Raw genomic sequence first — 25,073 nt, 5'->3', positions numbered from 1 at the left:
GATACCTTTCTTCCGAATCGGAGCCGTTCTCTGAGTTCCATCACCACAAAGTCCTGAATTTCCGATTCCGTCGGCGACCTTGACCTCGACACAGAGGAATGAGCCGACTTCGCCGAGGCGTTCACCGAACCGGTCACCAGGGCCGAGGTCGCCGCTGCCGCCTCCGAGGTGCCGAAAGGGTTTGCTCGCACTGCGGGCTCTGCTCGCGGCGATCGACCGTCGGTACGGTCCGGCCGCTGCGGTGCTTTCCTTCAAGGAGCTCCGGCAGGTGTGGCGGTACCTGAGGGACGACCCGGACAGGTGGTTTCAGTACGGCAGATTCGTGCACAGCGGAACCTGGACCATCGCCCGCGAGTTCATGTACTTCGGCCATCTACAGGGCGCTCTCGTTGTGTCACACCAGGACTGTCGTCAGACGCAAGCCTGGTGCTACGACGTTCGGGTGGCGTGACAGCGACAGACGGCTTATCTACCCTTGGCCGTGCTCAGTGGAGTGCTGCAGGACCGCCGAGATCACCCTGCAGCAAAAGCGGCACGATCAAGCCGGTGTCACCCGCGCCTATGTGCTGCGAAACCGCACCGCCCTGGCCGTCCCTGGTGGATCAGCCGGTCAAAGAACTTCGTTGCCGCCGCTACCGCGCCCCGATCGACGAGTGCCGCTTCGAACCCCGTACCTCCGGCCAGCACCGCAGGGACCCCGGACAGCACCGTGAACAGGAAGACCAGCGTGGTACGGCGCCCCGTATTGATCGGCTACACCATCGCTATCGGTACGTGGTCGTAGTCGCGGGAGCTTTGGGCTGGGACGTGTCGCCAGGAAGGTGAGACGGAGGTGGCGGTGAGAGTATCGGACCAGCGTGCCAGGTACTGGGACTTGTACCCGGTCTGCCCAGCAGAATCGACGGTGCGGCCGAGGTCGAACTCGGTGAACCCGGAGCCGGTGAGATCGTCGGTCAGCCAGCGCAGCAGCGCATGGCCTGGGGACAGCTGGCGGTAGTCCGGGTGCATGGCCGGCCTCAACGAGAAGCACCGTCCGTCTCGGTACAAGCACAACTGGGCCGCCACCGCCGTGCCGTCCAGTTCCATGGTGGCGACGAAAGCGAGTTCCGGGCCACATCGATCGAGGACGTTTTCCCAGACGTCGGCGGTGTACTGAGGATCGATATCGGGCAGCACGAGGTCTGCGGTCCACTGCTGGCGATGCAAATCCACGAGCACGCGGTAGCCCTCGCGCAGTTCCTCGGTCGATCGGGAGCGCCGGAAGACCAGGCGGCGGCCCCCCGCGGCCAACTCGTCGACAGCTCGTTGCCGGCGATTGTGGGTTTTGCGGGTCGACCGGGACATCGCCGCCCAGTCCACCGGCAGCGGCACCACCGCGCACCGGGTGCTGGTGTGCGTCCACGGCGAGGTCGCGGCAAGGTGTTCGCCGAGTGCGCTGGTCACCGGCAGGTCTGGCAGCACCACTCGATCACCGTGATCGGCCAGATCGTCCAGTGCCTCAGCCAGCGCCGCGGTGACCTTGGGCTGCTCGGCGTGGGGACCGGTCACCCGGATGTATTCGGCGTGCGGCGCCGACAGCGGACGAACCAGTCCACCTTTACGGCCCTGCTCGTGAACCAGCGTCATCGCCGCGACCGGGCCGGAACAGTCGGCCACCGTGAGTGCGACTAACGAGGCGGTGGTCGGTAACGCAGCACACCAGCCAAGCAACCAGGCGGGCGCTTGATACGGCGTGGCCGCGGTGTCGTGCCGGTACAGCTCATCCCAGTCGTTCTCGAGAAAATCTCGGGCCGTCTGTCTCCACAGCACTTGTGTCTGCACGCCGATATCCTCCGATGACAATTGGCGTTTCTGCTTATGCGCAGGCGAATTCGAGCACGACATGATCATCTTGTGAGCCTCGGCCAACGGAGATCACCTATTCAGCGGCGTGATCCAACTCGGATGGGTGTGGAAAATTGACCCATCCAGGGCTCCATCGGTCGATGTCGGCACCCCTCGGTTGCTTCGCTCTACCGGGCACTGGCCGACAGCGACGGCCTGACCAGGCATCCGGGGTTTATTCGCTAACGGCCGTACGACTGCTACTCGACCCCCTATGCCGTCCCGGGCAGTACTGCAAGCCGTTACAGACCAGCGATCTTGACCGGAAAATGTCGGTGGTCGCGATGGTCGTGTCGGGGTCGTCCGGAAGCGTCAGGTACACCGGGCTCTGTTGTTGAGAGATCGCCCCTCGGCGGAAAGTGTGCGATGTCGGCGGTCAGGATCTGAGAGTTTTTCGCGGGCAGCACCAGTGGCTCCTGGATCCGCGGTGAACTCGGGAAGGAACCCGACGCCCGCGGTGTCCGGTGGATTCCGGTGTACGAGGTCACCGCGGTCCACTACGGAAGACCCACCGAATTCGTCATGCCACCTGGTTTGTCGGGGCCGGAACTGCGGTTCAGCCGAGCGCAGGCCCGGGTCGGGCTCGGTGGTGTGCTGGCAGGCCTCCCCGTCCGGTGGACGTCGAAACCGTCCGCGCCGGCGGACGCCGCTTACAAATCGTGGCTGCTAAGCATGGTGAAACAAACCAGTTTGACCGTTCCGCCGACCCTTGGTCACCAACCGCGCCGACGCCGTGCGCGACTTTGCCGCAGCCTTCGGGGACCTGATCGTAAAGCCGTTAGCCGAGTCAATCGTGTACGAGTTCGGCGGCGAAGCGCTGGTCTACACCGCCGGGTTGAGGCGGCAAGACTGGAGTCCCTCGCTGGGGGCGTATCGACCGCGCACCTGTTTCGGCAATTTGTCTGGACCGAGCTGTTCGAGGCCCTGGTCACGGCGGCCGGTGACCGGTTGTTCCCGGTGGCGATCCACACCGGGAGTAAGAAGGCGCTGGTAGATTGGCGCTCGGACTACGACGCTCTGCGGCACGAAGTCATCGAGGTACCCGACCAGGTCCGGGCCGATGCCACTTACTTAGCGGGCGGCGGGTCTGGCCGTGGTGGTGTTGTTGCAGAATGTAACCGGTTACGGCGCTGCTCACGGGCGTCGGGCGGTCCTGGAGATTCCAGGTCAGCAGGACCGAGACACGCTCGATGCCGGGTTTGGGCCGTTGTCGACGGCGTCGTCGGTTTCCGGGTCGGGAATCCGTCGGTGCCGTCATAACGCACGGCCATGTAGAGGATCATACGGGCCACGTGCTCGGTGAGGAGCTGAACTCGCCAAGGTCGTCGTGCCACTGAACAGAGCTCGGTCGGTGAACGTCGGCGCCGAGCATTCTCGCCACGCGGACACGTATGGGTGCCTTTTCGTACTTGATATTCGTTGGGTGCTCCACTTCTTGTATAAGCCGGTTCACTTTCAGCCGACTTTGTTCCGGTGGTCCGGTTTTTCACCGGTCGGCCGGGACTCGCTCTTCATTCTGATTCAGGAGTTCCGATGAATATGAACCTCCGCCGTATCGCGGCCTCGTCCTTCGCCGTCGGTGCCCTCGCGATGCTGACCATGGCGCCGGCCAGCGCCGCCGCGTCCACTACGGATGTGGCACCGGCGAACGCCCCTCCCGCAAGCTGTGCCAGCGCTATCGCCGCCGCGGTCGACACCGCGAACTCGGCCACCGCCGCCGCGGCCAAAGTCGCAGACTCGGCCGCCGCTGCCGCCGCGGCCAAGGCGTTCGCCGAGGGTGTGCTCACCGGGACGCCCGCCGCGACCAACGCCGCCGCCGCCAACCTGGGCGCGTTCAGCACCGCTGCCGCCACGGCCGCGGCGGCGAGCGCGGCCGCGCACGCCACAGCCGCTACCGCGACCATCGGTGTCCTCGTCGCCTGCGCCAAGGCGTAGTTCCTCCAGCACCCGGAACATCGGACCAGGAGCGGTTTCCTGGCGAGGTTCCGGGTGCTCGTCAGCGCCTGGTCTTCCCGCTCCCCGGGCTTCCGCCGGGCTTCATGTTCGACCCGTTCACCTCGCCGACGCCGACGACTACGAAGGCGCCGCCCCGCAGGCCCGGCGCGACGCCGCCGGATCCCCTGGAGATTGCTGGTCGCGTTCATCCCGAGGCTGCGCTAAGTCGGTGTCAGATCTGCTGGGCCCGGCCGAGCAGAAAAGAGTTCGCGACCCATGCTGACGTTCCGGAATGCCACGCCACCTGCGGCATAGCGACCCGCTAACGGGGCCGGGTTCGAATGGCCGCGTGCTAAGACGGAGCCGCCCGAAGCCGCGCCAAATGCGCACAGTCGCCGGTGCGTGCCGCGATCGTCACCGCGTCGTAGACGTCGGGGTCGAGGAGGAGAGCGGCGTCCGCGGTGATGGCCGGATCGTTCTCGTACCGCCCGCCTTCCCCGGCTCCCATAGCGCGCCGAGCGCGCGTTGCCGTCGTCGCACCGCCTCCCGCCGCCGCTCCAGTGGAGTCGCCTGCCCGCCGCGGCCGTGCCGCCGGTCCGGTCCGGCACTACCCGCAGCGGGCGTGGTCGGTGCGCGGCGTTCCGCGTCGCCGTGGACGAGGCGCATCCGCTCGGCCCACGCCTGAAACGTCGTTCCCGCGACGGGCGGGTCAGGCAAGCTGGCTGGTAGGCGGGTGATGTCGCGTGTGTCGTCCTGCTCGGCGGGATCAGCCGAGCTCCAGGCGTGCAGCCGCTGGGCGAGATAGATCTCAGCGGTCGGATCGTCAGGGTGTCGCGATCGACCGGCGACGGTGGCTGCCGGGTCCCGCCTGGGTCAGTGTCCAGTATCCGGACAAGCGCCTCATTGCACCAACCCGCCCGGTACAGCGGCGTGAACAGTGCGGACAGCTCCGTGCCTGATCCCGAGGCCAGCGAGCGTCCCCGATCAGCGTCAGGACCGCGCGGTGGACTGGCCCGGCCGACCGGCACCGGGCTCGCGAGCGGAGACAGCTCAGGACTGAGGGTAGGTGTAGAAACCTTCACCTGTCTTGACCCCTAGTTTGCCGGTGTCGACATAGCTGTGCAGCAATTCCCGGGGGCCGCCGGGAAGGGCGGGGTTCTCCTCCGCGTAGTGGTTTTCGATGTCGAGCACGACATCCAGCCCGACCTGATCCATCATCTGGAACGGACCGACAGGCATATGCCAGTTGATCCGGAACATCCCGTCCACGTCCTCGGGGCGAGCGACACCCTCGGCGACGACCGCCAGTGATTCCCGTTTGATGGCCGCCCAAATGCGGTTGAAGATGAACCCCACGCTTTCTCTCCGCGCCTCGAACGGATGGATGTCGAACTCGGGAAGCACCGTCAGCAAGGTGTCCAGCAAACCACGGTCGGTTTCGCCGTCGGACATGAGATCGACCGCCGGGGAGCCGGGCGGCATGTAGAAGTGCATATTGCACAGACGAGACCTGTCCCGCACCTTCTCGACCATCGTCCGCGATGGGTAGGACGACGAGTTGGTGGCGAAGATCGTGTCCGCGGGCGCCGCCTCGTCGATTTGGCCCCACAGTGGGATTTTGATATCCAGCCGTTCGGGCACCGCTTCGACGGCCAGCCAGGCGCCGTCGAGGGTTTCTTCCACCGAGGTCGCGGCCTCCGCGCGGCCGACTTCGCCGTGGCCACGTTCAGCCACCACGTCCGGCAAGGTCCGCGCCACGTACTCGGTCGCCGCGGTGACCTGTTCGGGGCTCGGGTCGTAGATCCGCACCGTTCCTCCACGGGAGGCGAACATCAGCGCGATGCGCCTGCCCAGTGTCCCCGCGCCGAACACCGCCACCGGGCGGTCGCGGATGTCCTCGAACTCATGCGTGTACGCCATGGCGATCCGGCCTTTCGATCCCTTGTTCAGTCACTGATCCCGGCAATCCCGGTAATCGGTTCTCCCAGGTCGGCGAGGACACGCGAGCCGCTCCCCTGCCCTTCTGGTAGCGCTACGGCGGAAATCCGCCCGCCGAGATCGGACACGTACGCGATCCCGGCATCGTCGTCTACGGCCAGGCCGATCGCCTCGTGGAAGCCATCGGCGAGAATCCGCGGCGCCGTGCCCCGCTCGCCGGCGGCCGGGATCGGCGCGCGATTGAGCGTGTTACCGGTCGGCGCGGCACCTCGGTCGGTCCAATAGAGCCAGTCGCCGCGGATCTCCAGGTCGATCGGTTCCGGAAGGTGCTCCCACAGCACCTCGATATCCTGGCGGTCCGCCGCGGTGGCCCCGGCCGGAATCTCCAGGCCCGCCCGGAAGATCCGGCCCTGTCCGCCCTTCGCCGGCCCCTTCTGCGTCCAGTACAGATACCCGGCGGCGGGATCGACCGTGACGCCGACACACTCCCGCAGCCCGGTGGAATCGCGGCGGTTCACCACCAGGTCGGTCAGCTCGCTCCCGTCCATCCGCACACGGCTGACTCGGCAGCCCTCACGGTCTCCCCAGTACAGGGCCGCGGCTCCATCGGACACGACCTGTTTGCCGGTGGTGATGGAGCCGGCCGGGACGATGTCGCGTGTGTGGCCGCCATCGAGGCTGACCATATGCAGCCCGCCATCGCGGCGCGAGTAGTCCAGGCCAGGTTCCCCCGTCATCCCGGGTATGCGAGCGGGAACTCCCATCGTGGTCCAGTAAACAGCGCCATCCCGCACCACGACGCCGTCAGGGAACGCTCCGGCTCGCTCGCGGAAAATCGTCACGCGCCCGTCCGGGACACTGACCCGGTAGATCACACTCGATCCGATACCCAGGGCGACTATCTCTCCGAACACCGCCAGCACCTCCTGTGGTCACCATGACTACGCGATGCCCGGCCAACAACAACACACCTCGGTCATCGCCGCTCATCGTTGATCACCCGAAAATCGACGGCACTTCGGCGAGGCAACGGCCTCACCCGGCTTGTACCACCGGATTCCCTCCGCTTGGTCGCCGAACGCCGATCGCTGGGCGTCCCCCGATCCGGGCAGGGAAAGGCGCAGGGCTGCCACCTTGACTCGTCGCTCCCACGACCTTGCGGACACGGTCAGCCAATGCGGTGAAGTTGTCGCAATGTTGTCCAGCTCCCAGACCTCGTTCGCGCCGACGGGCACGACCTCGTCGATGCGGGCCATGTCCCTCTGGTGGCCGTTGATGTCGCTTCCGCCCAGCCGGAAACGACGGACCGTCGTGCCCACGAGCGGCTGCCCCAGATCCGCGACCTTGTCAAGTAGCGCGGCGGACGGTGAGAGTACCGGCGCGGTGACGAATTCGAGCCGGTCGTAGTCGCCGTCTTCGATCGCCGCCTTGTCCGAAGGTCCTCATCGCGGCATGTGAGGAAGTTCGATGGTCAGCCAACACGCCTTCCAGCACAGCACGCTCAAGAATTTCCGGTGGCGGATAGCCGGCGGGTGCCGCGGACGAGATCGTGGTAGAAGGCGAAGGCGGCCTTGGGCCGGTAGGTGTCGGTGGTACTCCCCAGTGTTCCGGTGGGTTGGTCGGAATTACTGTCCGCGTCCCGGAGGCTGAATAGGCGTATACGTCTAATTGCAAGACCGGAGCCGTCGCCGCGGCCGGAGATGGTAGCCGCGGCGTAGGCGGCCGATGACTACACCGCGGTCCTGACCCGATGCGACCGCGTCGCCTCATCGAGGCTTTCCTGCCGCCGGGACGCGCAACTCTGCCCCGAATGTCACCGTGAGCCGCCCATCCCTTGAGCGACCATCATGCCGAACCCACTTCCGTACAACCCGACGAACGACGAAGCCGCCGAGGAATACGTCTGCGAAGCCCGCGGCCCAACTCACCGCGACAGATGGGAAGTCCTGCTGGCCGACGACCGCGTCTCACAGACCTACCGCGTCGTCAAATCCCTCAAAGCCAAAGCGGACCACGAGTACCCCCGAAGCCCTGAACAGATCGAACTCGCCGAACACCAACGCGACGCCGAGCTCATGACTCCCATCGAGTACGCCACGCTCTACCTCGAGTTCACCCCCTGGCATGACCGCGTCAGTTCCAAGGTGCGCAGGTCGAGGGCGAAACCGTGGACGTCACTGGCCTTCTGCTCGAGAACACGGATCACGCCCAGCCGACCTGCGACCACACCCAGCTTGTCGAACTGTGGAAGCAAAGAACTCCGGACCTGCTGAAGCCCCCTACCGACGTGGTTGTGACGAGGAAGCAGAAAGGCTGCTACGCCACTAACCGGCTCCGCAGAGCACATCTCCAACTATCGGCACACCGGAGCAAACGGAGACGAAACGGAGCCCAGTCGCGATTAACGCCGAGGCGAAATTGCCACCGAAGGACCGTTGCCGTGTCGATCACCGTTGGTGACGACCTTCTCCAGCCTGCCCTACTGGTTGCCGCCGGCGGGTGAACCTACGGCTGGATCCGCGACATCGAGTAACGCGTAGTTATCCGTGAACGTCCTCTGGTCGATTCGCCGCATGTAGCTTGCGGAAGACACGTCGCCGATCACACCTACCGGGCAGCGCAGGGAAGACCTGGCTTGCAGCGACCGCCGCAGTCTTCAATATCGCGAGCATCCTGAAGACCCACCAGCACAACCGGCAACCGACGATATTCGAGCGGCGTCGTGCCTTAAAGACCAGGCGGACTTTTCGGAAGCCCAGTCGTTAACTTGGCGAGATCCGCCGGGTTTCGACGACCTTGGCATTGTAGTGGGCGCCGTTCACGACGGTAGTCTCGACGACTACCTCGAAGTGCCTCATCTTCGTCATCTTGTGGAGAAACTTCCGGTCTCCGAGCTTCTCCGCCGCAGCCGCGGTGCCATGCTCCCAGCACCCCGCCACGATGACAATCTCCGACGTATCCGGAGCCAGCGGGTTCGGTGTCCGGATGATCAGAGCATAGTCACTGACCGGATAGCCTGACTCCTCGTACTGCGGCGTCAACATGCGGCCGGTGCGCGCATCACGCACCACAGCCGCCGCATGGTCCAGATCTTCGGCGAAAGTGTAGGAGGTCACTCCGTTCAGCTTCGCCAACATCGTCCTTGTCACAGCGTTCGCCACCGGCCCGCCGATCAGAACCAGGTCCGAACTCAGCTCACGCGGCGACAACTGCTTCGACTCCGCGATCCTTCCAGCGAAGCCCAGCCTGCGAAGCTGAGCCTCGATTTCCACCAGCGCCCCGATATCACCCATGCCCACCACGCCCGCTCTGGCCCACCGCCGCTGCTGTCCGAAGTCATGAGCCCCCAAGACGATCAACGGGCGACGGCCACCCAAAGCTCGCCAGAACCTCCGCGCGCGGACCAGCCTGAGACGCCGTCTCACAGCCGTCGACAACCAGACCAGCACACCCCCGAGGGCCGCCGCGATCAGATTGCTGGAGATATCGGGCAACGCTTGGACGAGCCAACCGCCGACACCTCCGACAGCCAGCCCCATACACAGCCACCCCTCATCGACGCAATCCTCCTCCCCCCAGTCGCGCTCGGCCCGCATGCTGTTACCGCCGGTTCGACTGTCGGGCCAAAAGTGCTGTCGTCTGCGTGCGACAGCGGGGCACGTCCTCTGGCGGCGGTCAGGAACTCGTCATCGCGACCGCCTCGGACACCGAGGAGCGTGGAGACGGAACGCCGGCGCCGCGTCGAACTCCCATGCTCCAAGCACAGGCAGGTCGCAGCGTCGGCGGTATGAGCCGTGTCTTCAGACCGCCGCGATCGTCACGGTCGGCCTGTGACAACCTGGTCTCTACTCGGTAGGCCGACGTAATAAATGACTTCTTTGAACGCGATGGCTATCTTGTTTCGTAGACTTCCGGGTCCAAGATGGTGCGTTTCGTTGTCTTGCGGCGCTTGTGCATCTTCTCCAGGACATCGACGACGCTCTCGGCAAGGCGGTGTGAGTCCTGTACGACGGTGGCTCGCAGGGGGCTCGTGCCGGCGTCGATCAGGGTCCGCGCCTCGATGGTTCCGTCCACGCCGATGACCACGGTGTCCGTCGTGACAAGGGAAGTAATCGCTCGGAGGGCGTCGACAGCGCCCAGTGCCATCTCGTCGTTGGTGCAGAACACGGCATCCAGACGACCTTGCCGCGAGTCGAGCAAGCGAAGGTGGGACAGCACAGCGTCGTAAGCGCGTGCGCGATGGAACGCGCAGGTGTCGTCGACGGTGATCGAAACTCCGGGCAACTCGGCCTGCAGGACAGCCGCACACCGGCTTTGCCGGGCCTGATGTTGCCCGCTGGCCACGATCAGCACATGTGGCCGCTGTCCGTCACCCTTTCGCAGATGTGCTACCAGCCAACGGCCAGCGAGAGTCCCGAGGTCTGAACTGAGGTAGCCGACGAAGGCGGCGTTGCCCGGGTATTGTTCCTCGTCATCGAACGGTTCGATGTCGGTGAAAACCACCGGCAACGTCAGTTCGGTACAGAATGCGATGAGATCCGGACGGAGACGGTCTACTTCGGTCGCGACGATGACCCCGCCGATGTAGCCGTGGCGCGCGGCCAGGATCCTGCGCAGGTGATGCGCCTGCGCGGCGGAGTCATAATCCCGGTCGGGCACCTTCAGCACCAGGTCGATGTTGTCCCGGTCCAGCGTGCGGTGCAGGCGTTGCACGAAGCCCGCCAGCCAGTACTTCTGCCTGAAGGCCGACGTCACGATGAATGCCCGACGTGTGCGCCTGTTCCACGGCCCCCGCCGCAGCAGCGGAGCCGCGGCCAGCACTCCCGCGACCAGAACGGTCCACGCGGGCACCTTCGCGATCAGCACATCGCTACGGAGCATCGCGAGAACCCCGGCGAGAACGAGACCACCGGTGACCGTGGTCAGGACGGCGAACCGTAGCGGAGTGCGATCGCGGTCCAGCATCTTCATCGTGAGGCCTCCCCAGCTGGTGAAACCGCGAGGAGCCGACCCGCCCCCACTTTCAGCGATTATGGCCCAATGACCGGGGGCATGGATCTTTGCGCCGAAGCTTGCCGCAGTCGACCGGGCTGGGACCGGTCATAGATCCCCTATTTTGGCCCGCACGCAGGCTCCGTCCACGATCGCACGACCCAGTCGATGAGGCCCTCCTGCCGAGTTCGTCCAAGAGTGCGTGGTGCAAGCGCCGCCACAGACCGGCTTTGGTCCACTGGCCGAAGCGGCGGTGCGCGGCCTGGAACGGCACCCCGAACGACGGAGGCAGATCCCACCAGCCACATCCGCTGGTCAGGACGTACACGATCGCGATGAAACGCACGAGCGTCCACCGGAGCCGTGCCGCCACCCTGCGGACGCGGGCTCGAAACCGGGATCAGCGGCTCTGTCATCTCCCCACAGCCAAGAGAATCGCCCACCAACGACCAACCACCACGTAAAGACACGTTCTAGGACTAGGCCAACTGGATGAGGCCGGATCCCTGCACGCCGGCGACAAGTCTGGTTCGTGTCTAATGTGCGGAAAGCTCGTTCCGTCGAAGCGACTCGTACCAGCGACCAAGGGGATGGATCGGTGGACTCTGTGTCTGACGGACTGCTGGCCTCGGCGGGCACCCGGGTGGTGATCGTCGGCGTCGGCCGTCACGATCAGGGGTCGCGGCTGCCCGCCATTCCCGCCGTCGAACCCACCGCCGACGCGCTGGGCAAGACCTTGATCGACATCTGTGATCTCGACCCGGCCAATCTTCGGCTGGTGCGCGATCCCGCGACGCCTGCCGAGCTCGGTGAAGCACTGATGGATGCGGCGGAACAGGCGACAGACACGTTGCTTCTCTATTTCGTGTGCCACGGCCTGGTCGGCAAGAACAACGACCTCTATTTGGCGACGGTGGCCACCCGCGACCTGACCAAGGGCATTCCGCAACACCAAGCCCTGCCTTACGAAAGCCTACGTGACGTCGTTGAACAGACTCGGGCGAGGACTATTCTCGTGGTGCTGGACTGCTGTTTCGCCCAGCGTGCACATGGAGTCAACGGTAACGTCATGGATTCGTTGTCCGACACCGCGCAGGAAAAGGGCTTCTACCTGCTGGCCGCCGCCGGGCGCGACGAGCAGGCGTGGGCACCAAACGACGAGCGATACACGTCGTTCACCGGCGAGTTGATCCGCTTGCTGCGAGACGGCGACCCCGCCGGTCCCGATGTCTTCACGCTCGACAGAGTGTACCGCGAACTGTCGGGACGGTTAGCAGAAAAGGGGTTGCCACGCCCACGAAGGCAAGCGGCGGACCAGGACGACCAGCGGCTGCTCGCACGCAATGCAGCCGCGCGGTCACCCACGCCGGCGCCTCAGGCTCCCACCAGGAATCGGGGCGAAGAAAGCAGTCCGTACCGCGGCCTCGCCTTCTTCCGCAGGGAGGACGCGGAATACTTCTTCGGCCGGGACGAGTTGAGTCGCGATCTGATCGACCGCGTCGGCGTCCACCGCTTGCGTGGGCGCCCGCTGGTGGTCACGGGACCCTCCGGCGCGGGCAAGTCCTCCTTATTACGGGCCGGCTTGATCGCCGCGGTGGAACGGATGGACGGCGAATCCGCCCAATGGGACTGGCATGTGCTAACCCCTGGCGCCGATCCGTTTCGAGAGATGGCAAATCGGCTGGCTTCGTCGACCGAGGTTTCCCGAGAAGTTCTTCGAATCGAGCTCCAGCAAGACCCGAGGAGGCTCGCCGAGGTCGTCGCGGCCAAGCCCGGGCGAGTACTGCTGGTGATCGACCAGTTCGAGGAGTTATTCACCAGTTGCTCCGACGAAGTCGTCCGACAGGATTTTGTCCGGGCACTTACCGCGGCCGCCGGCGAGTCCGCAGTCGTGCTGGGCGTCCGTGCCGGGTATTTCGGTTACTGCACACGCTTTCCAGAACTGGTACCCGCACTCCAGCAGCCGGTGGTGGTCGCACCACCTGAGCCGGACCAGATGCGCGAGGTGATCGAGCAACCCGCCAAGAAAGCAGGGCTGCTCCTTGAAGAGGGGCTGGTCGGCAGACTGCTGTCCGACGTCGGGGGGACCGACGCCGTCGGCGGTTCGTTGCCGCTGCTTTCGCACGCACTGCTCAGCACTTGGCGGCATCGCGAGGGAAACATGATGACCCTAAGGGGGTACCACGCCACGGGCGGGATCGAGCAGGCCATCGCGCAGACCGCAGATGAGGTGATCGACCGGTTGGATCCCGAGAGCCGGGAAACCGCGAAACGACTATTGCTCCGGCTGGTACACGTCGGTGTGGGGACGGGTGATATCAGGCGTCGGCTGCCGCGTTCGGAAGCGGGAACGAGCGATCCGGACGTCAGCAAAGTACTGGACAAATTGGAACGCGCACGGCTCGTCAGCGTCGGCGAGGATTTCGTAGAGATCACTCACGACGCGCTGCTCCGCGCGTGGCCGAGGCTGCGCGAGTGGATCGCCGCCAGCCGGGCGGAGCTGCTGGCTCGCCAGCAGCTCACAGACGCGGCCACGACCTGGGAGAGAGAGCAGCGGAACCCCGATTTCCTGTTGCCGCGCAATCGGTTGGCGACCCTACAGCCGTTCCGCGAGGACGACGAATCCGGGGCTCCGCTCGGCCACCATGAACGAGCGTTCCTCGAAGCAAGCCGCCGCCAGGGCAGAAAGGCCAGACGTTTACGCAAGCTGGGGATGGCCGCGCTGGTGATCTCGCTGATGATCTCGCTGGTCGCGGCGGGTTATGCCCTTTGGCAGCAACGTTTTGCCGACCAGCAGCGCACCGAGGCCGAAAACAGCCGCAACATCGCTTTCTCACTGGCCACCGCCAGGACGGCAGGCGACCTGCGCGGCGTCGACCCGGCGCTCGCGATGCAGCTCAGTGTCGCCGCGTTCCGCTCCGGGCAGACCGCGGACGCCCGGAGCGCGACGCTAAGCTCGGTGACAATGCCGATGCCCTCGACTCTCGCCGGCCACACCGGCGGAGTCGTCGCGGCGGAGTTCGGGCCGTCGGGCAGAATCATGGCCACAGGCGGCGAGGATGGCTCTCTGCGGTTGTGGGATATAGGCACCGATCGTCGCCATCCGGTCGAGCTGTCCAAAACGGAAAGGCATACCGCCGCCGTGTACGAGGCCGCGTTCGATGACACCGGCCGCGTGCTAGTCACGGGTTCAGGCGACCGCACGGTGAAAATTTGGGATGTCCGTAACCCGCGCGTGCCCATCTTACTTTCCACGTTGGCCGAACATATGGACGCGGTGCGCGGGATCGCGATCGCGCCCGGCGGGAGGATGGTGGCAACGGCGTCAGCTGACAAGATGATTCGGTTGTGGGAAATCGGGAATCCGCGTGCGCCGTCGTTGCTGGCAGGAATGCCCGGACATCAGGGCGTGGTGCGGAATGTGTCGTTCAGCGCGGACGGCAAACGGCTGGCGAGCGCGTCAGCCGACCGAACGGCCAAGCTGTGGGACATCTCGAATCCGCGTTCCCCGTCGCTGCTGGGCACGTTGTCGGGCCACACCGATGTCGTGCGGGCCGTCCCGTTCCGACCCGGTGAGCCAGCCATCATCGTCACCGGGTCCAATGACCGGACCGCGAAGCTCTGGGACGTCAGCGATGCCGGCAAGCCGGTCGAGCTGGCGACCCTACCTGGGCATACCGACGCCGTTCGCGGAGCGGCGTTCAGTCCAGACGGGCGTACGCTGGCCACAGGGTCGGCCGACACGACGGTGCAGCTGTGGGATGTCAGTGACCCCGGCAAGCCTGTCCCCGCCGCGACGCTCACCGGGCACACCAACGCCGTCAATTGGGTGACGTTCAGTCCGGACGGGCATACGCTGGCAACGACATCCGCCGATGGGACCGCAAAGCTCTGGGATGTTCGCGATCCGCGTCATCCAGCCAGTCTCCTTCCCTCACTCGGCGGGCACACCGGCGCCGTCCGCGCCGTGGCGTACAGCCACGACGGGGACACACTGGCGACTACGGCCGACGACGGAACAGCCCGGCTCTGGAATACGTCGAATCCGCAGGCGGTGACACCTCTCACCCAGCTGAAGGCGCACACGCGCACAGTCAACGCGGTCGCCTTCAACCGGAGTGGGCAGGTGCTGGCCACTGCCTCCGATGACGGCACGGCGAAGCTATGGGACATCGGCAACCCCTCTCGCCCGGAGAATCTCGGAACGATCAGTGGGCACACCGACACCGTCAAGGGTGCCGCGTTCAGTCCGGATGGGCGAACTCTCGCCACTGTTTCGGGTGATCGAACCGCGCAGCTCTGGGACGTCACCCATCCCAGACAACCGGTATGGCTGAGCACACTCGAAGGGCACGATAGCTACGTATTTGGAGTCACGTTCAGCCCAGACGGCCAGACACTCGCCACTGTGTCGGAAGACCGGACCCTGCGATTGTGGGATGTCGTCGACCCGAGACGCCCCCGGCAGATAGCCCTCCGTGACAATCATGGAAACGCGTCCCGCAGTGTGGCGTTCAGCCCGGACGGCCAGACCCTGGTGACAGCGTCCGACGACAGGAAGGCCCGGCTGTGGGACGTCCGCGATCCGCGGCAACCCACTGTGCTCTCTGAGCTGAGCAGCCACGTCGGCGCGGTTTTCGGGGCGGTTTTCGGCGCCGACGGCCAGACCGTCGTCACCACCGCCGAGGACAAAACGGCGAAGCTCTGGGACGTCACCGATCGTGCGCGACCCCGCTTGATCGCGACGCTGACCGGGCACACCAACGCCGTTTACGGCGTGGCCTTCGCCCCGGACGGAGCCACGATCGCTACGGTGTCACGCGACTCGACCGCCCAGCTCTGGTACACCGACGCGAACGCAGTCGCCGATTTGGTCTGCTCGATGCTGAACACCCGGATCACACCCACGCAATGGACGCAGATCCTCCCCGATGTCCCGTTCCAAACCCCCTGTCCCTGAGGAAAACCGATGCCCAGAATCGTCCTCTCGATACTCGCCTCGCCCAGCTCCGGCGACGACCTGCGTGCCCTTCGCGCCTCACTCGTCGCCGAGGATGATTTCCGCGGCAGGGTCGTATTGCACGAATCCCCACCACCGCCCGGCTCAATGGGCGCAATCCTCGACGCGCTTGAAATTGCCGTCGGCCCCGGCGGAGCGGCGACCGCGGTCGCCAGCGCCGTCATCGTGTGGCTGCGGAGTCGGCGCGGCAAGATCACCGTCAAACTGACCAAGGACAAAAAATCTGTCGAGGTCGCCGCCGACCGTGTCCGCGACCTCGACACGGCCGCCGTCCACAAGCTGGCAGGCGAACTGGCCGCCGCCCTTGAACAACGCGATCAGCTGCCGCGGTCGTGAGTGCTTCCGCGCGGACCGCTTCCTTGTCAGTGGAATCGGTCTCGACCGTGAGCGCACCACCATTTTCGGACACTACGCCGACGACGACCTTCGCAGCATGCCCGCACGATATGCACGCTCTCCATCGCGAGCACGAACGATCCCATGGTCGCACCGTTGGGTGTGCCGCGACCACAAGCTGGATCACCGGATCATACCGGCTGGAGAACCCTGCGGGCATCGGCCACAACGTCCCCGAAAAGGCCGCCGAGAGCACAATTGCACTGCTCCTCACACACTTTACTTCAGTGCGTTCCAGCAGTCTGAAACGCACAAAGGGCGGTCTCAAGAGGCTGACGGCTGGCTGGTGCTGCCGATGAGTCTGTCAAGCGAGGAAAGCTTGTCGGCGTACGGGAACAACGTCAATTGCTCACACGTGCCTTGGCGAATCAAGTAAGGATTCTCGAGTTTGATACCTCCTGTTCCATGGTCGGCGGTCACGTAGCTTTCCGCGCAAATACTCATCCGGTTTCGAAGGCGCTGTCGTAGGACGGTGTCCGTGCTTCGTACGCGGGTGAGACCTGTGGATACTCGACAGACATTCCGACGCCGTGCAGAAACCCGAAGCTGTGCTCGCGATATCCGTCCGGTGGCGCCCATGCCCGGTCGCGGCGTTCCCGGAAGGAGAACCCAGCGCGGCGCAGGTCGGCATTGTGCTCCAGATGCTCGTGGGCGAGCGCATAGAGGGTTCGTCGCGTGGCGGTTCACCGCCCGGAACTGGAAAGAAAGGTCCGGGAGACGTCGGTGTTGTAACCGAACGGCCCGGTCATGTCCGTGTCATGCGTAGCTGGATCAACCAAGGACACCAGCTGTCATACCGCACCGGCAGGACATCTACCACACCATTCACCATGACCTCGCCCCGCAAGACTGGGCGCCAGTGGCGAGGGATGCCCTGATCGGGTGTCTTCCGGTGCTGGTGCGCAACCGCGACCGTCTCAGTCATGGCGTTCGAGCGACGTTTCAACGATGTGCTGCGGCTGTTGGCCGGTTTACCGAGGCCGAAAGGGTTCGCGGCCGGGACCAGGCTGTAGTCGACCTGATCAGCTGGCTGTGCCGGCCGGACCAACAGGAGCTCGTTGAGCTCGTCGCTGTCGCACTCCTACCATCGATGAAGGTCGGTCGAAGGAGGTGCTCGTGGCTGACCAGGACCTGGCGATAGGTCCACTCGTGCCGGACGCGACGCGGGATGGCCGGGCTGAGGCCACCGTGGTGGGTGACCGGTTCCGGCTCGAGTGGCGTTGCCCGCAAGTCACCCACGACTTCACCACCTACACGCCGTTGGCCGACACCACCGAGCTGCCGCCACTCGCCCGCCACGTCGAGATGAGTTTCTGGTCGCCGCAGGCTTGGTGGCGTGACCTGCGTGCCGGCTGGGCGGAGAATCGTTCCGGCTTCACCGTTTCCAGCGAACGTGACCTCGATGTGCTGATCGAGCAGTTGTGCGCCGAGACGACCTAGTGGATCCGCTCCTGTGGCGAGGGCGGTATGTCGAGCGGCTGGGTGGGCGACTGGGTACCGTCGTGGCGGGGAAGATCGCCGATGTCGTTTGCGGATTGTCGTGGAGCTGGATCGAGGGCAGCTGCTGTTTGCCGCGCCGCACACGGTGTCTGCGGGGGCGGCAGGCGACCGGTGAGGATTGCAGGCTCGCGGCGCTGACAACCGTTCGCGATCTCGTTCCGCGTACCAGCTGGAGCAGTTCTGGGTCGCGCTGATCGAGTACAGCCTCGACACCGTCCGCCCGTTCCTCGCCGTGTATGGCGACGAGCTCATCCCTGGTGATCGGCGACATCGTCAATTCGCGCCCCGGCACCACCGACGATCCCGTCAACTGACCAACGGCTTGTCTCCCGGACGCCGTTCAGGGCCGGCGTGCCCGCCGCTGAGGTCTGTCTCGTCCGGTTTCAAGGCAGGCTCTAGGATCAGTGTGGGCGGTTGCGAGCCTCCACCGTGTCGGATCGACGCCCACGTCGTCCCGACGTATCGGCCAAGGTCCTGACCAGATTCCGCAGATCACCGTCATCGCCGCTCTCTTCTTCCGGGCGCGCGAGCGTGGGACCGTGTCGCCGATCAATTCGTAGATGCCTTTGCGGCGCGGTTATGGAGCTTTGCTGTTGCGCGAACTGAGTGGTGACTGCGCGGTGCAGCGACTGCAGCTCGTGAGCGTACTCAGCGTGCGCCTCGCACTTGTGTCGCCTACGTTCACGGTACGACGCGGTGGCGCGATTGAGACTGGAGTGGCTCGATATAACTGACCTCGTGAGACCTTTGGCCTGCTGCCTCACAAGCAAATTCCATGAAGCACCGCGAGGTCGTAAATTTATTCCCTGACCCCGCGATCTATCGTATGCCGCGTGTTGAGTGTGGAATGCGTGGCATCCTGCTTACTCAGACATCCGGCGAGCTGCTATTTTCCGAAAAACCAAACCCAATCGCATGTAAAGTAGTCCCACCAGCCGACGGTTCCACTGGAGGCCGCCCACTGACATTGGTCTTCGGTGTTGTAAAAGCCGATCGCTTTACAGAAATCTTCTACGTCTGGAGCAGTTGACGCCACTCTCCCCACAGCGGGACAGTCGGGTTCAATGATATGCTCAGTCGTCAACACGCGACTATCCGCCGCAGACGACGTCGTGCCGTTGACTGCGACAATGACCAACATCAATGCGAACAATATGCCGAGTAATCGTACTCTTCTCATACTTTTCCTACCTAATTATTGTTTTTGCATTCATTCATTTCGATAAAACCGCCCGCGCCGGCGAACTCGGCTGCCAATTGATGACAATGAGCTCCCGATAGACAAAACCTACCAGGGGTTCATTACATTCAGCGACATCTTGCAAACCTGCCGACCTAACGCCTCGTCAGCACAAAATTCGTACGACTACAACAGCCCTCGACCTCTGCACGTGAGCGATCGTGGCGGACGTGTCGAGACCGCCTGCCGGACGGGGCACGGCTAACATTCCGTCCGAACCGATCGACCGCCGGCCGGCTACAGCGGTGCTGTCTCCGGCAACCCGTGCTCACCTTCCGTGCGACTTGCGCATCTCGGAGGCCGCGTCCGCCGCGGCAGGACCGAGTGCATCAAGAAGATTTTCGCAGGGCAAGTGCGGAGTTGCCCTGCGCTGCGAGGGCCAACCGCTGCCGCTCCGCACGATCTGAACCGGAGGTGACGGTGCCACGCCTCTCGAGAGTGGACGATTTCGCGCTGGGTGAACGGCAATAGCCGGGTTGTAGCAGCGATAACCGGTGAGGTGGCGCACCACTTCTCGGGGCAATCGTCCAAGTTCAGTGCTCAGCCAGGGCGCAAGCTACCCCCACGATATCATCGGGAACATTATAGTTGACCAACAGCACCGTGCACGTGTCGAAGTCTCCGAGGGATCCATAATAGCAAGCTCTTACGACGGTTCGAGTCGTACTGACACAGTTATCGAGAAGGTATTCCTCACAATCGAACGCAGTCATGATTCCCGCATTCTATGAATGCTCTGCGTCTCGGTGAATTAAATTGAACTCTGACGCGGCAACCGTTGCTCCTCCCAGTGACAGCGTGCTTACCGCAGTGGCCACGCTGACAGCGACGATTGCCAGGATAATGCGCACTATACGCATAGTGTCCCCTCTCGAACCCTAGAATGCTGCGACCGGGTCAGCTCATGAAGAGTTGAAGATAGTTCACTTTTACGCCCGCAGCAGTCGTGGCGAGTGCAATTCCGCGGGCTGCCCGCTGCCTGAGCCTCAGGATCTTCAGTACGCGATGAAGTACCACGTATCCAGGAAAATGCTGGGGTCGAAGCAGCCGCCGGTCTGACCGTCCCAAAGTCTCCTGCCGATCTGGCAATTCTCTTCACTCCTAAACGGACCGATCAACTCTTCCTCTGCGACGGTCAGGGCGATACTTTTGTACGCGATGTCGGTCGACACGCCGACAGGCGTGGCCACGGCCGCCGGAGACAGCGCAACGCTCCCTGCCGCAATACCAGCGGCAAGAATTATCCCTGAAGTCAACTTCGCGATGCTCTGCATTACCTTCTCCTCTATTGTTCCCGCACGTTAAATGTGAAGCCTCGCTCATTCAGTTTTCAAAAAAGTTACTGCGATATCACCCCACGGGAAACGAAATAAATAGTGCGGCACCCGATTCGACATCCCGCCGCAACAAAGATCAGAAGTGTGCCCAAACATAGTATTGACCGCTGTCGCTGTCCATTAGGCAGCCAGCCGCTCTATTATTGTACTTTCGGTAGATTGACGCGTTGATCTCACAAAAGGACAGAGTATCGTACGGCCCTGATACTATGTACCAGGCCAGTAAGGATGCGTCCCCCTTGAGTGCTGGGGCCGCCTGGGTCGCGCTCGGCGCAACAAGCAGGGCGAACATGGTCAAGAATGCGACGATTCCTGCGGTTCTTTTAGACCTCATTGTAACCTCCGATAATGGAATATGTCGTTGTAGTTGCCTGTCTGACAAGTCGTCGGGCCGGACGGCGGAGTTAGGAGATGGGCGTGGCGCCAGAGTACGGCCGTTTGCTGTCTGCGGCTGTCGTGGGAATAGCCGGCTACCGCACCGAGGCAGGTCAGGCCGGTCTACCCGGAGGGGAGAAAACTGTTGGCTAGAGCGAATTATGCCCGTTTCCTCGACAAACCACGGCGCCCCGTCGACGGCTCGGGCGAGCAGATGCCCGGAGCCGATCATCACGTAAATCGAGATGCCAGACAAGGATCGGTGTCTGTCGCCGCGGGAATTCCAAATCACGCCGCCGACGAGACTGGCTCCTCCGGCGATCTCGCCGTTGCTGATGGTCGACACGCCCTGCGAGGCGCCTTGCCACACCCGTTGAAGTTCATGGAACTGTCCGGCCCGATCCCAACGATAGGCGCGGTATGGACCGGAGCCGACCGGTTCGAGGACATGGGGCAGCAGCCGGTATCCCATCGGATCGGCGGCTGGCCAGAGGATCACCTGCCTGTCGGCGGTCCCGGCGATGTCGCCCCGCTCGTTGATCGAGGTCGCCATGCTGTCCGCATCAGCCGGCGCGGGCAAGTCCTCGAAGCGGCCAGCCGCATACTGTGTCCCCTGTCGCTGGAATTCGCCGACGCTGGCGTATGAACCCACCGCCACACCGCTGGTATTGACGGCGTTGAACTGGGTGAGTCCACCGGCCGCCTCGCCGAACACGAGAAATACTCCGCCGCGCCACAGTGCGCCCAACCGATGCTGTCTCCCCTCGAACGTGTCGACCGATCCAATGATCTGGTTTCGGCGGTCGGTTCCGATCACCCGCGCGGAAGACGCGCCTGGTGACAGCGGCAACACCGTCGCGGTCCATGTCGTGTCCAGCCTGACTGGTACCGCCGTGGCCGACGCCGGGCTGAGTGTTACCACCGCACCGGCACAGTCACCACAGCAGCCACAAAAAGCTGCGTCCATCTTCTGCTCATTGAAGATCTCCATCCCTCGACTACGAATCGACAGGAACTCGGCCAGCGACCGCTCGTACTCGTCGTGCATCGCTATTGTCGGCATCCGTGACCCGGCTTGCCGTGGAACGTCCCGACCAGACTGACTATTTCCCTAGGACAGCGACTCTATGGAGGACTGGCACGTGTCGACTTGGAAGAATGTCAGATTCCTCAACGTCTGCCCCGATAGACCAAGTTCATATGGCGCCATCGCGTTCCCGCCGCAGTCCAGGACAGCCCGGCAGCCACAGCCGTGGCATCGTGATGGTGCGCATGCGTGCTCCCCGATCGAGGCGTTTCCCGGGCGCGCGGTCACGGTCGCGGGGCTGAGGATCGATACGAAGACTTGAGGCTGAGCTGGGCGCCCATGAACACATCGCCGATCCCGCCTGGTGAGAACAACTCCGTCGGGCAGCGGCCCGTGAGAACCTGGAAATCCAAGTTGAGGTGCGGTTGGTCCGCATACCCGCACGCCGCCGCGACCTCGGACCACAACAGTGGGGTAGGCCCAGTGATTAGCCGGACCGCGTGGTGGAAGCGGGCGATCCGGGCGACCTTCTTCGGCGTCAACCCGATCTCCTCGCGGAAACGGGCGTGGAGATGCTGTCGGGTCCAGCCAACCTCCTCCGCCAGCGCACCGATCTTTGTGCGCCCGGCCGAAGAGGTGAGCAGGAGCCAAGCGTGGTTCACCGCCGGTGCGAGCTCCGCAGAGCCAGACATCCACGCGGTCAACTGGTCATCGAGCACCGTGAAGCGCGCCTCCCAGGTGGCGCAGGCGACGAGCTGTTCAGTCAGGTACTGCGCACGGGAGCCGAGCAGGTCGCCGAGGTCGATGCTGGTGTTGGCAAGTTGTCGCAATGGCCTTCTGAACAAGGTGTAGGCACCGCGCGGTGTCAACTCGATCAGGACCCCGTGTTCCCGCCCGTACCCCGTGAGGAGAGCAGGCGAGTCGCTCAGCCCGCTGACTCTGTGACACGGCGACGGGTGCCGACTATCCGGGAACGCGATGGCCACGAGGACGGATCCGAGAGCAGTCATCCGCTGCGTGGTCGGCAGCGGGTCCGAGTCACAGTCCAGGACGCGATCGTGACCCAGGTAGAGTTGAACATGATCAGCGAGCCTGCGGTGCGGAGCCCGCACCTCAAAAGACGTGATGCCCGCCGTTCTCCGTTCACTATTCATCGCAATACCCCCAAGATAATGGCCTGTCCGTGCGACCACACTCCGCGATATTTCATACTACAGCGGTTGCCGGGATCACTGTTTACACCAAAGGGCTGATTTGAGGTTTTAGGCAACGTCACCCCCGCTGGAATCGGGGCACGTTACCATTCGGCACCACAAAGACACAGGGGCCGCGGTATCCGGATTTGAAGTAAACTTCCCCGTACGAATTCCGTCGTGGTTGATCATTGAGCTGACGTTGGCCTCCAGGCCGTCGCCGCCGTACAGTGAATGTTCGTGCCCGGGTAGCGGACCACTCCCCGGTTACGAGTGCTACGGCCGCCGTCGTCCCATTTATAGCCGGCGTAGTTGGCGGTCGACCCAAAACAGGAATGCCCCGCTGGGCGCGTCGCCGTTGATGCCTGCGGTGCCACCGGCAGCGAGACGCCGATCGCCGCAACTGAAGCCACGGCCACGGTTCTGCGAAGTGTGATAGTGCGCATTTCTGTTGTCTCTTATGTTACCGATAGCAGGGAAACGCATCACCTGACCTGACTGACCCGCACCCTCTTGGGCGCTTCCCAGGAGACTGATTGCCCTCGCTCACCAGCGACCGATCACCACGTAAGAGACGCTCTAAGACGCAATACGGGACTGTGACGCGAACGGTGTTTCGGCCGTGGTTTTTCAGTAGGTCTCAGCGCCCGGCCAGCGGTCACCGAAGGTGATCGAGAAGACGTTCAGTGCGGGTTCGTGCGCCGTGATGCGCTGTGGTTTGAGTGGAGGTGAGAGACCCGCTACCGGTGGATAGTCGCAGCGTTCCGGTAGGAGCTGAGGACAGGCTGATCCGGGAGGTGCCGGGGAGGCTGGGAGCAGTCCTGACAAAGCCGGGACGTACCGGTACTGCCAGATGGTGCGGGTCCGGCGAGCGGGATCGAAAGGAGCACGCGAGGAACCGATGGCAACGCGGGCACGGGCACCCCTTTGACGATCACGAAGCGTAGACGACTTCATGATCACCAATGCCTGTGCCTTCCCCAGCAGCAAACCCACACTTACGCCCCTATGGCGCGGCGGGTGATCAAGCAAGGCGGACACCTGCCGCCTGCCGACCGATCATTTCCCCCGGAAGCACCAGGTCGCGCGGTCGAATCTCGTGTTCATGCGGGAAGTACACAAAGTTGTGGTTTCTGGGGGGGGGGGGGGGGACATGCCGATAGACGCCGCCTCCGGGGTCTATCAAGCTTTGCGCCCTGTTGCCCGAGGCGGCAGTGTCCGCGGCCGGGCAATGGCCGTTCAGGGACCGCGGTAGAGGCCGGTCAAGTCGGCGACCGCACGGGCGATCTCCGCACGGGCATCGGGCGGACCGACGACTTGGACGCCGGTGCCGAACTGGAGCAGGTGACGGACCGCTTCCACGACGGGGTAGACGACCTCCACCCGTAGCCACTCATCGGTGTCCGCCTCGGGAACGGGTGGCCCGGCGAAATAGGTGCCTGCGATGCGGGTCACCATGTCCAGCCACTCGCGGCGCACCCGGACAGCCACCGTAACGCCGACGCCTCGGTCCTCCACCAGGCGCCGCAGGTCCCGCCACACCTGGGCAAGCTCCACACCGGGGCGGCGGTGTGCCGGGGCCTCGACGAGATTGACCTGCGACAGCCGATCGGCGCGAACGAGCCGGGGATCGCCCCTGTGGTCGGCGACCAGGTACCAGTTGCCGGCCTTCGACACCAAGCCGTACGGGTCGACGGTGTAACCGCGCAGCGCGGTCCGGCCGCTGTGGCGGTAGCGGATGCGCAGACGACGATCGCTGAGGATCGCGGCATAGAGCGCCTCCAGGTCCATATCGGAGTGTGGTGCGGCGTGCCAGCGGTCGGGGTCGACCAGGATGCGGCGGCTGGTCAGCTCGGCCACCGGGCGGTGTGGGGCGGGCAGCGCGGCCATCACCTTGCGCAGCGCGGAGCCGAGGGCCTGGTCGAGACCGAGCGCCGCATGCGCGCTCTGGGTAGCCAGCACGAAGAGCGCGCGGGCCTCGTCGGTCGTCAGGCCCGTCACGTCGGTGCGGAAACCAGGCAGCAGCCCAATTCCCCCGTCCTTGCCGCGCTCGGCGTACACCGGGACTCCGGCCGCCGAGAGTGCTTCGACGTCGCGGTAGATGGTGCGCTGGGACACCTCCAAGCGCTCGGCCAGCTCCTTCGCCGCAACGAGGCGGCGGTGCTGGAGCAGGAGCACGATCGAGAGCAGGCGATCGTATTTCACTCGCACAGAATATGACGGCGGATGTCATATA

The 25,073-nt window shown here is 64.2% G+C and carries 17 protein-coding genes and 1 pseudogene; 6 read left to right on the top strand and 12 right to left on the bottom strand.

Annotation, left to right across the window (positions count from 1 at the left end):
* The first annotated feature begins 181 nt into the window (after positions 1-181).
* Positions 182-451, top strand: coding sequence for a hypothetical protein (locus ACZ6DT_RS21150; protein ID WP_465597717.1), 270 nt, complete (start codon positions 182-184; stop codon positions 449-451).
* Between the two features lie 302 nt (positions 452-753).
* Here ACZ6DT_RS21150 and ACZ6DT_RS21145 read toward each other — a convergent pair whose 3' ends face one another.
* Positions 754-1,908, bottom strand: coding sequence for a GNAT family N-acetyltransferase (locus ACZ6DT_RS21145; RefSeq protein ID WP_465597714.1), 1,155 nt, complete (start codon positions 1,906-1,908; stop codon positions 754-756).
* 1,509 nt (positions 1,909-3,417) lie between these two features.
* Here ACZ6DT_RS21145 and ACZ6DT_RS21140 point away from each other — a divergent pair.
* Positions 3,418-3,819: a hypothetical protein gene (locus ACZ6DT_RS21140; protein WP_465597711.1), complete on the top strand. Its 402-nt coding sequence runs from the start codon at positions 3,418-3,420 to the stop codon at positions 3,817-3,819.
* Positions 3,820-4,233: 414 nt separating this feature from the next.
* Here the strand turns inward: ACZ6DT_RS21140 and ACZ6DT_RS21135 are convergent, their stop codons facing one another.
* From ACZ6DT_RS21135 to ACZ6DT_RS21120, 4 genes are all read right to left on the bottom strand, one after another.
* Positions 4,234-4,536, bottom strand: a complete 303-nt coding sequence (locus tag ACZ6DT_RS21135) for a hypothetical protein (protein WP_465597708.1) — start codon at positions 4,534-4,536, stop codon at positions 4,234-4,236.
* Between the two features lie 333 nt (positions 4,537-4,869).
* Positions 4,870-5,739 carry a 3-hydroxyacyl-CoA dehydrogenase family protein gene (locus ACZ6DT_RS21130; protein ID WP_465597705.1) on the bottom strand — a complete coding sequence of 290 codons (870 nt, stop codon included), beginning with the start codon at positions 5,737-5,739 and terminating at the stop codon, positions 4,870-4,872.
* A 26-nt stretch (positions 5,740-5,765) separates the two neighbouring features.
* Positions 5,766-6,680 (bottom strand): hypothetical protein, encoded by a 915-nt coding sequence (locus tag ACZ6DT_RS21125; RefSeq protein ID WP_465597702.1) that lies wholly within the window; start codon positions 6,678-6,680, stop codon positions 5,766-5,768.
* Between the two features lie 63 nt (positions 6,681-6,743).
* Positions 6,744-7,076 (bottom strand): cupredoxin domain-containing protein, encoded by a 333-nt coding sequence (locus ACZ6DT_RS21120; RefSeq protein ID WP_465597699.1) that lies wholly within the window; start codon positions 7,074-7,076, stop codon positions 6,744-6,746.
* A 528-nt stretch (positions 7,077-7,604) separates the two neighbouring features.
* Here ACZ6DT_RS21120 and ACZ6DT_RS21115 point away from each other — a divergent pair.
* Positions 7,605-8,030, top strand: a complete 426-nt coding sequence (locus ACZ6DT_RS21115; protein ID WP_465597696.1) for a hypothetical protein — start codon at positions 7,605-7,607, stop codon at positions 8,028-8,030.
* Positions 8,031-8,519: 489 nt separating this feature from the next.
* Here the strand turns inward: ACZ6DT_RS21115 and ACZ6DT_RS21110 are convergent, their stop codons facing one another.
* From ACZ6DT_RS21110 to ACZ6DT_RS21100, 3 genes and pseudogenes are all read right to left on the bottom strand, one after another.
* On the bottom strand, positions 8,520-9,353 hold the full coding sequence (locus ACZ6DT_RS21110) for a hypothetical protein (protein ID WP_465597693.1): 834 nt from the start codon (positions 9,351-9,353) through the stop codon (positions 8,520-8,522).
* Positions 9,354-9,648: 295 nt separating this feature from the next.
* Positions 9,649-10,623, bottom strand: coding sequence for a sugar ABC transporter substrate-binding protein (locus ACZ6DT_RS21105; protein ID WP_465597924.1), 975 nt, complete (start codon positions 10,621-10,623; stop codon positions 9,649-9,651).
* 183 nt (positions 10,624-10,806) lie between these two features.
* Positions 10,807-11,165: pseudogene (locus ACZ6DT_RS21100) on the bottom strand (transposase); the annotation flags it as partial.
* A 191-nt stretch (positions 11,166-11,356) separates the two neighbouring features.
* On the opposite strand from ACZ6DT_RS21100, the gene ACZ6DT_RS21095 reads away from it, so the two are divergent.
* The 3 genes from ACZ6DT_RS21095 to ACZ6DT_RS21085 all read left to right on the top strand — a co-directional run bounded on the left by ACZ6DT_RS21095 (position 11,357) and on the right by ACZ6DT_RS21085 (position 17,605).
* Positions 11,357-15,709 (top strand): caspase, EACC1-associated type, encoded by a 4,353-nt coding sequence (locus ACZ6DT_RS21095; RefSeq protein WP_465597690.1) that lies wholly within the window; start codon positions 11,357-11,359, stop codon positions 15,707-15,709.
* Positions 15,710-15,718: 9 nt separating this feature from the next.
* Complete coding sequence (locus ACZ6DT_RS21090; protein WP_465597688.1) at positions 15,719-16,105, top strand: effector-associated constant component EACC1; 387 nt, start codon at positions 15,719-15,721, stop codon at positions 16,103-16,105.
* Positions 16,106-17,281: 1,176 nt separating this feature from the next.
* Positions 17,282-17,605, top strand: coding sequence for a hypothetical protein (locus tag ACZ6DT_RS21085; protein ID WP_465597684.1), 324 nt, complete (start codon positions 17,282-17,284; stop codon positions 17,603-17,605).
* Positions 17,606-19,900: 2,295 nt separating this feature from the next.
* Here the strand turns inward: ACZ6DT_RS21085 and ACZ6DT_RS21080 are convergent.
* From ACZ6DT_RS21080 to ACZ6DT_RS21065, 4 genes are all read right to left on the bottom strand, one after another.
* Positions 19,901-20,179, bottom strand: a complete 279-nt coding sequence (locus ACZ6DT_RS21080; RefSeq protein WP_465597681.1) for a hypothetical protein — start codon at positions 20,177-20,179, stop codon at positions 19,901-19,903.
* 139 nt (positions 20,180-20,318) lie between these two features.
* Positions 20,319-21,680 carry a hypothetical protein gene (locus ACZ6DT_RS21075; protein WP_465597678.1) on the bottom strand — a complete coding sequence of 454 codons (1,362 nt, stop codon included), beginning with the start codon at positions 21,678-21,680 and terminating at the stop codon, positions 20,319-20,321.
* Positions 21,681-21,928: 248 nt separating this feature from the next.
* On the bottom strand, positions 21,929-22,630 hold the full coding sequence (locus ACZ6DT_RS21070) for an AraC family transcriptional regulator (RefSeq protein WP_465597675.1): 702 nt from the start codon (positions 22,628-22,630) through the stop codon (positions 21,929-21,931).
* 1,446 nt (positions 22,631-24,076) lie between these two features.
* Positions 24,077-25,042 (bottom strand): helix-turn-helix transcriptional regulator, encoded by a 966-nt coding sequence (locus ACZ6DT_RS21065; RefSeq protein WP_465597672.1) that lies wholly within the window; start codon positions 25,040-25,042, stop codon positions 24,077-24,079.
* Between the last annotated feature and the right edge of the window lie 31 nt (positions 25,043-25,073).

This window comes from Amycolatopsis sp. NPDC041971, from assembly GCF_055588925.1.
Note: the sequence above shows the minus strand (reverse complement) of the source record. Positions and strands in the feature narration are given on the sequence as shown.

Coding starts and splice junctions, on each gene's coding strand:
- ACZ6DT_RS21140 (WP_465597711.1), top strand. CDS start 3,418: ATGAATATGAACCTCCGCCGTATCGCGGCCTCGTCCTTCGCCGTCGGT.
- ACZ6DT_RS21130 (WP_465597705.1), bottom strand. CDS start 5,739: ATGGCGTACACGCATGAGTTCGAGGACATCCGCGACCGCCCGGTGGCG.
- ACZ6DT_RS21115 (WP_465597696.1), top strand. CDS start 7,605: ATGCCGAACCCACTTCCGTACAACCCGACGAACGACGAAGCCGCCGAG.
- ACZ6DT_RS21110 (WP_465597693.1), bottom strand. CDS start 9,353: ATGCGGGCCGAGCGCGACTGGGGGGAGGAGGATTGCGTCGATGAGGGG.
- ACZ6DT_RS21090 (WP_465597688.1), top strand. CDS start 15,719: ATGCCCAGAATCGTCCTCTCGATACTCGCCTCGCCCAGCTCCGGCGAC.
- ACZ6DT_RS21080 (WP_465597681.1), bottom strand. CDS start 20,179: ATGCAGAGCATCGCGAAGTTGACTTCAGGGATAATTCTTGCCGCTGGT.
- ACZ6DT_RS21075 (WP_465597678.1), bottom strand. CDS start 21,680: ATGCCGACAATAGCGATGCACGACGAGTACGAGCGGTCGCTGGCCGAG.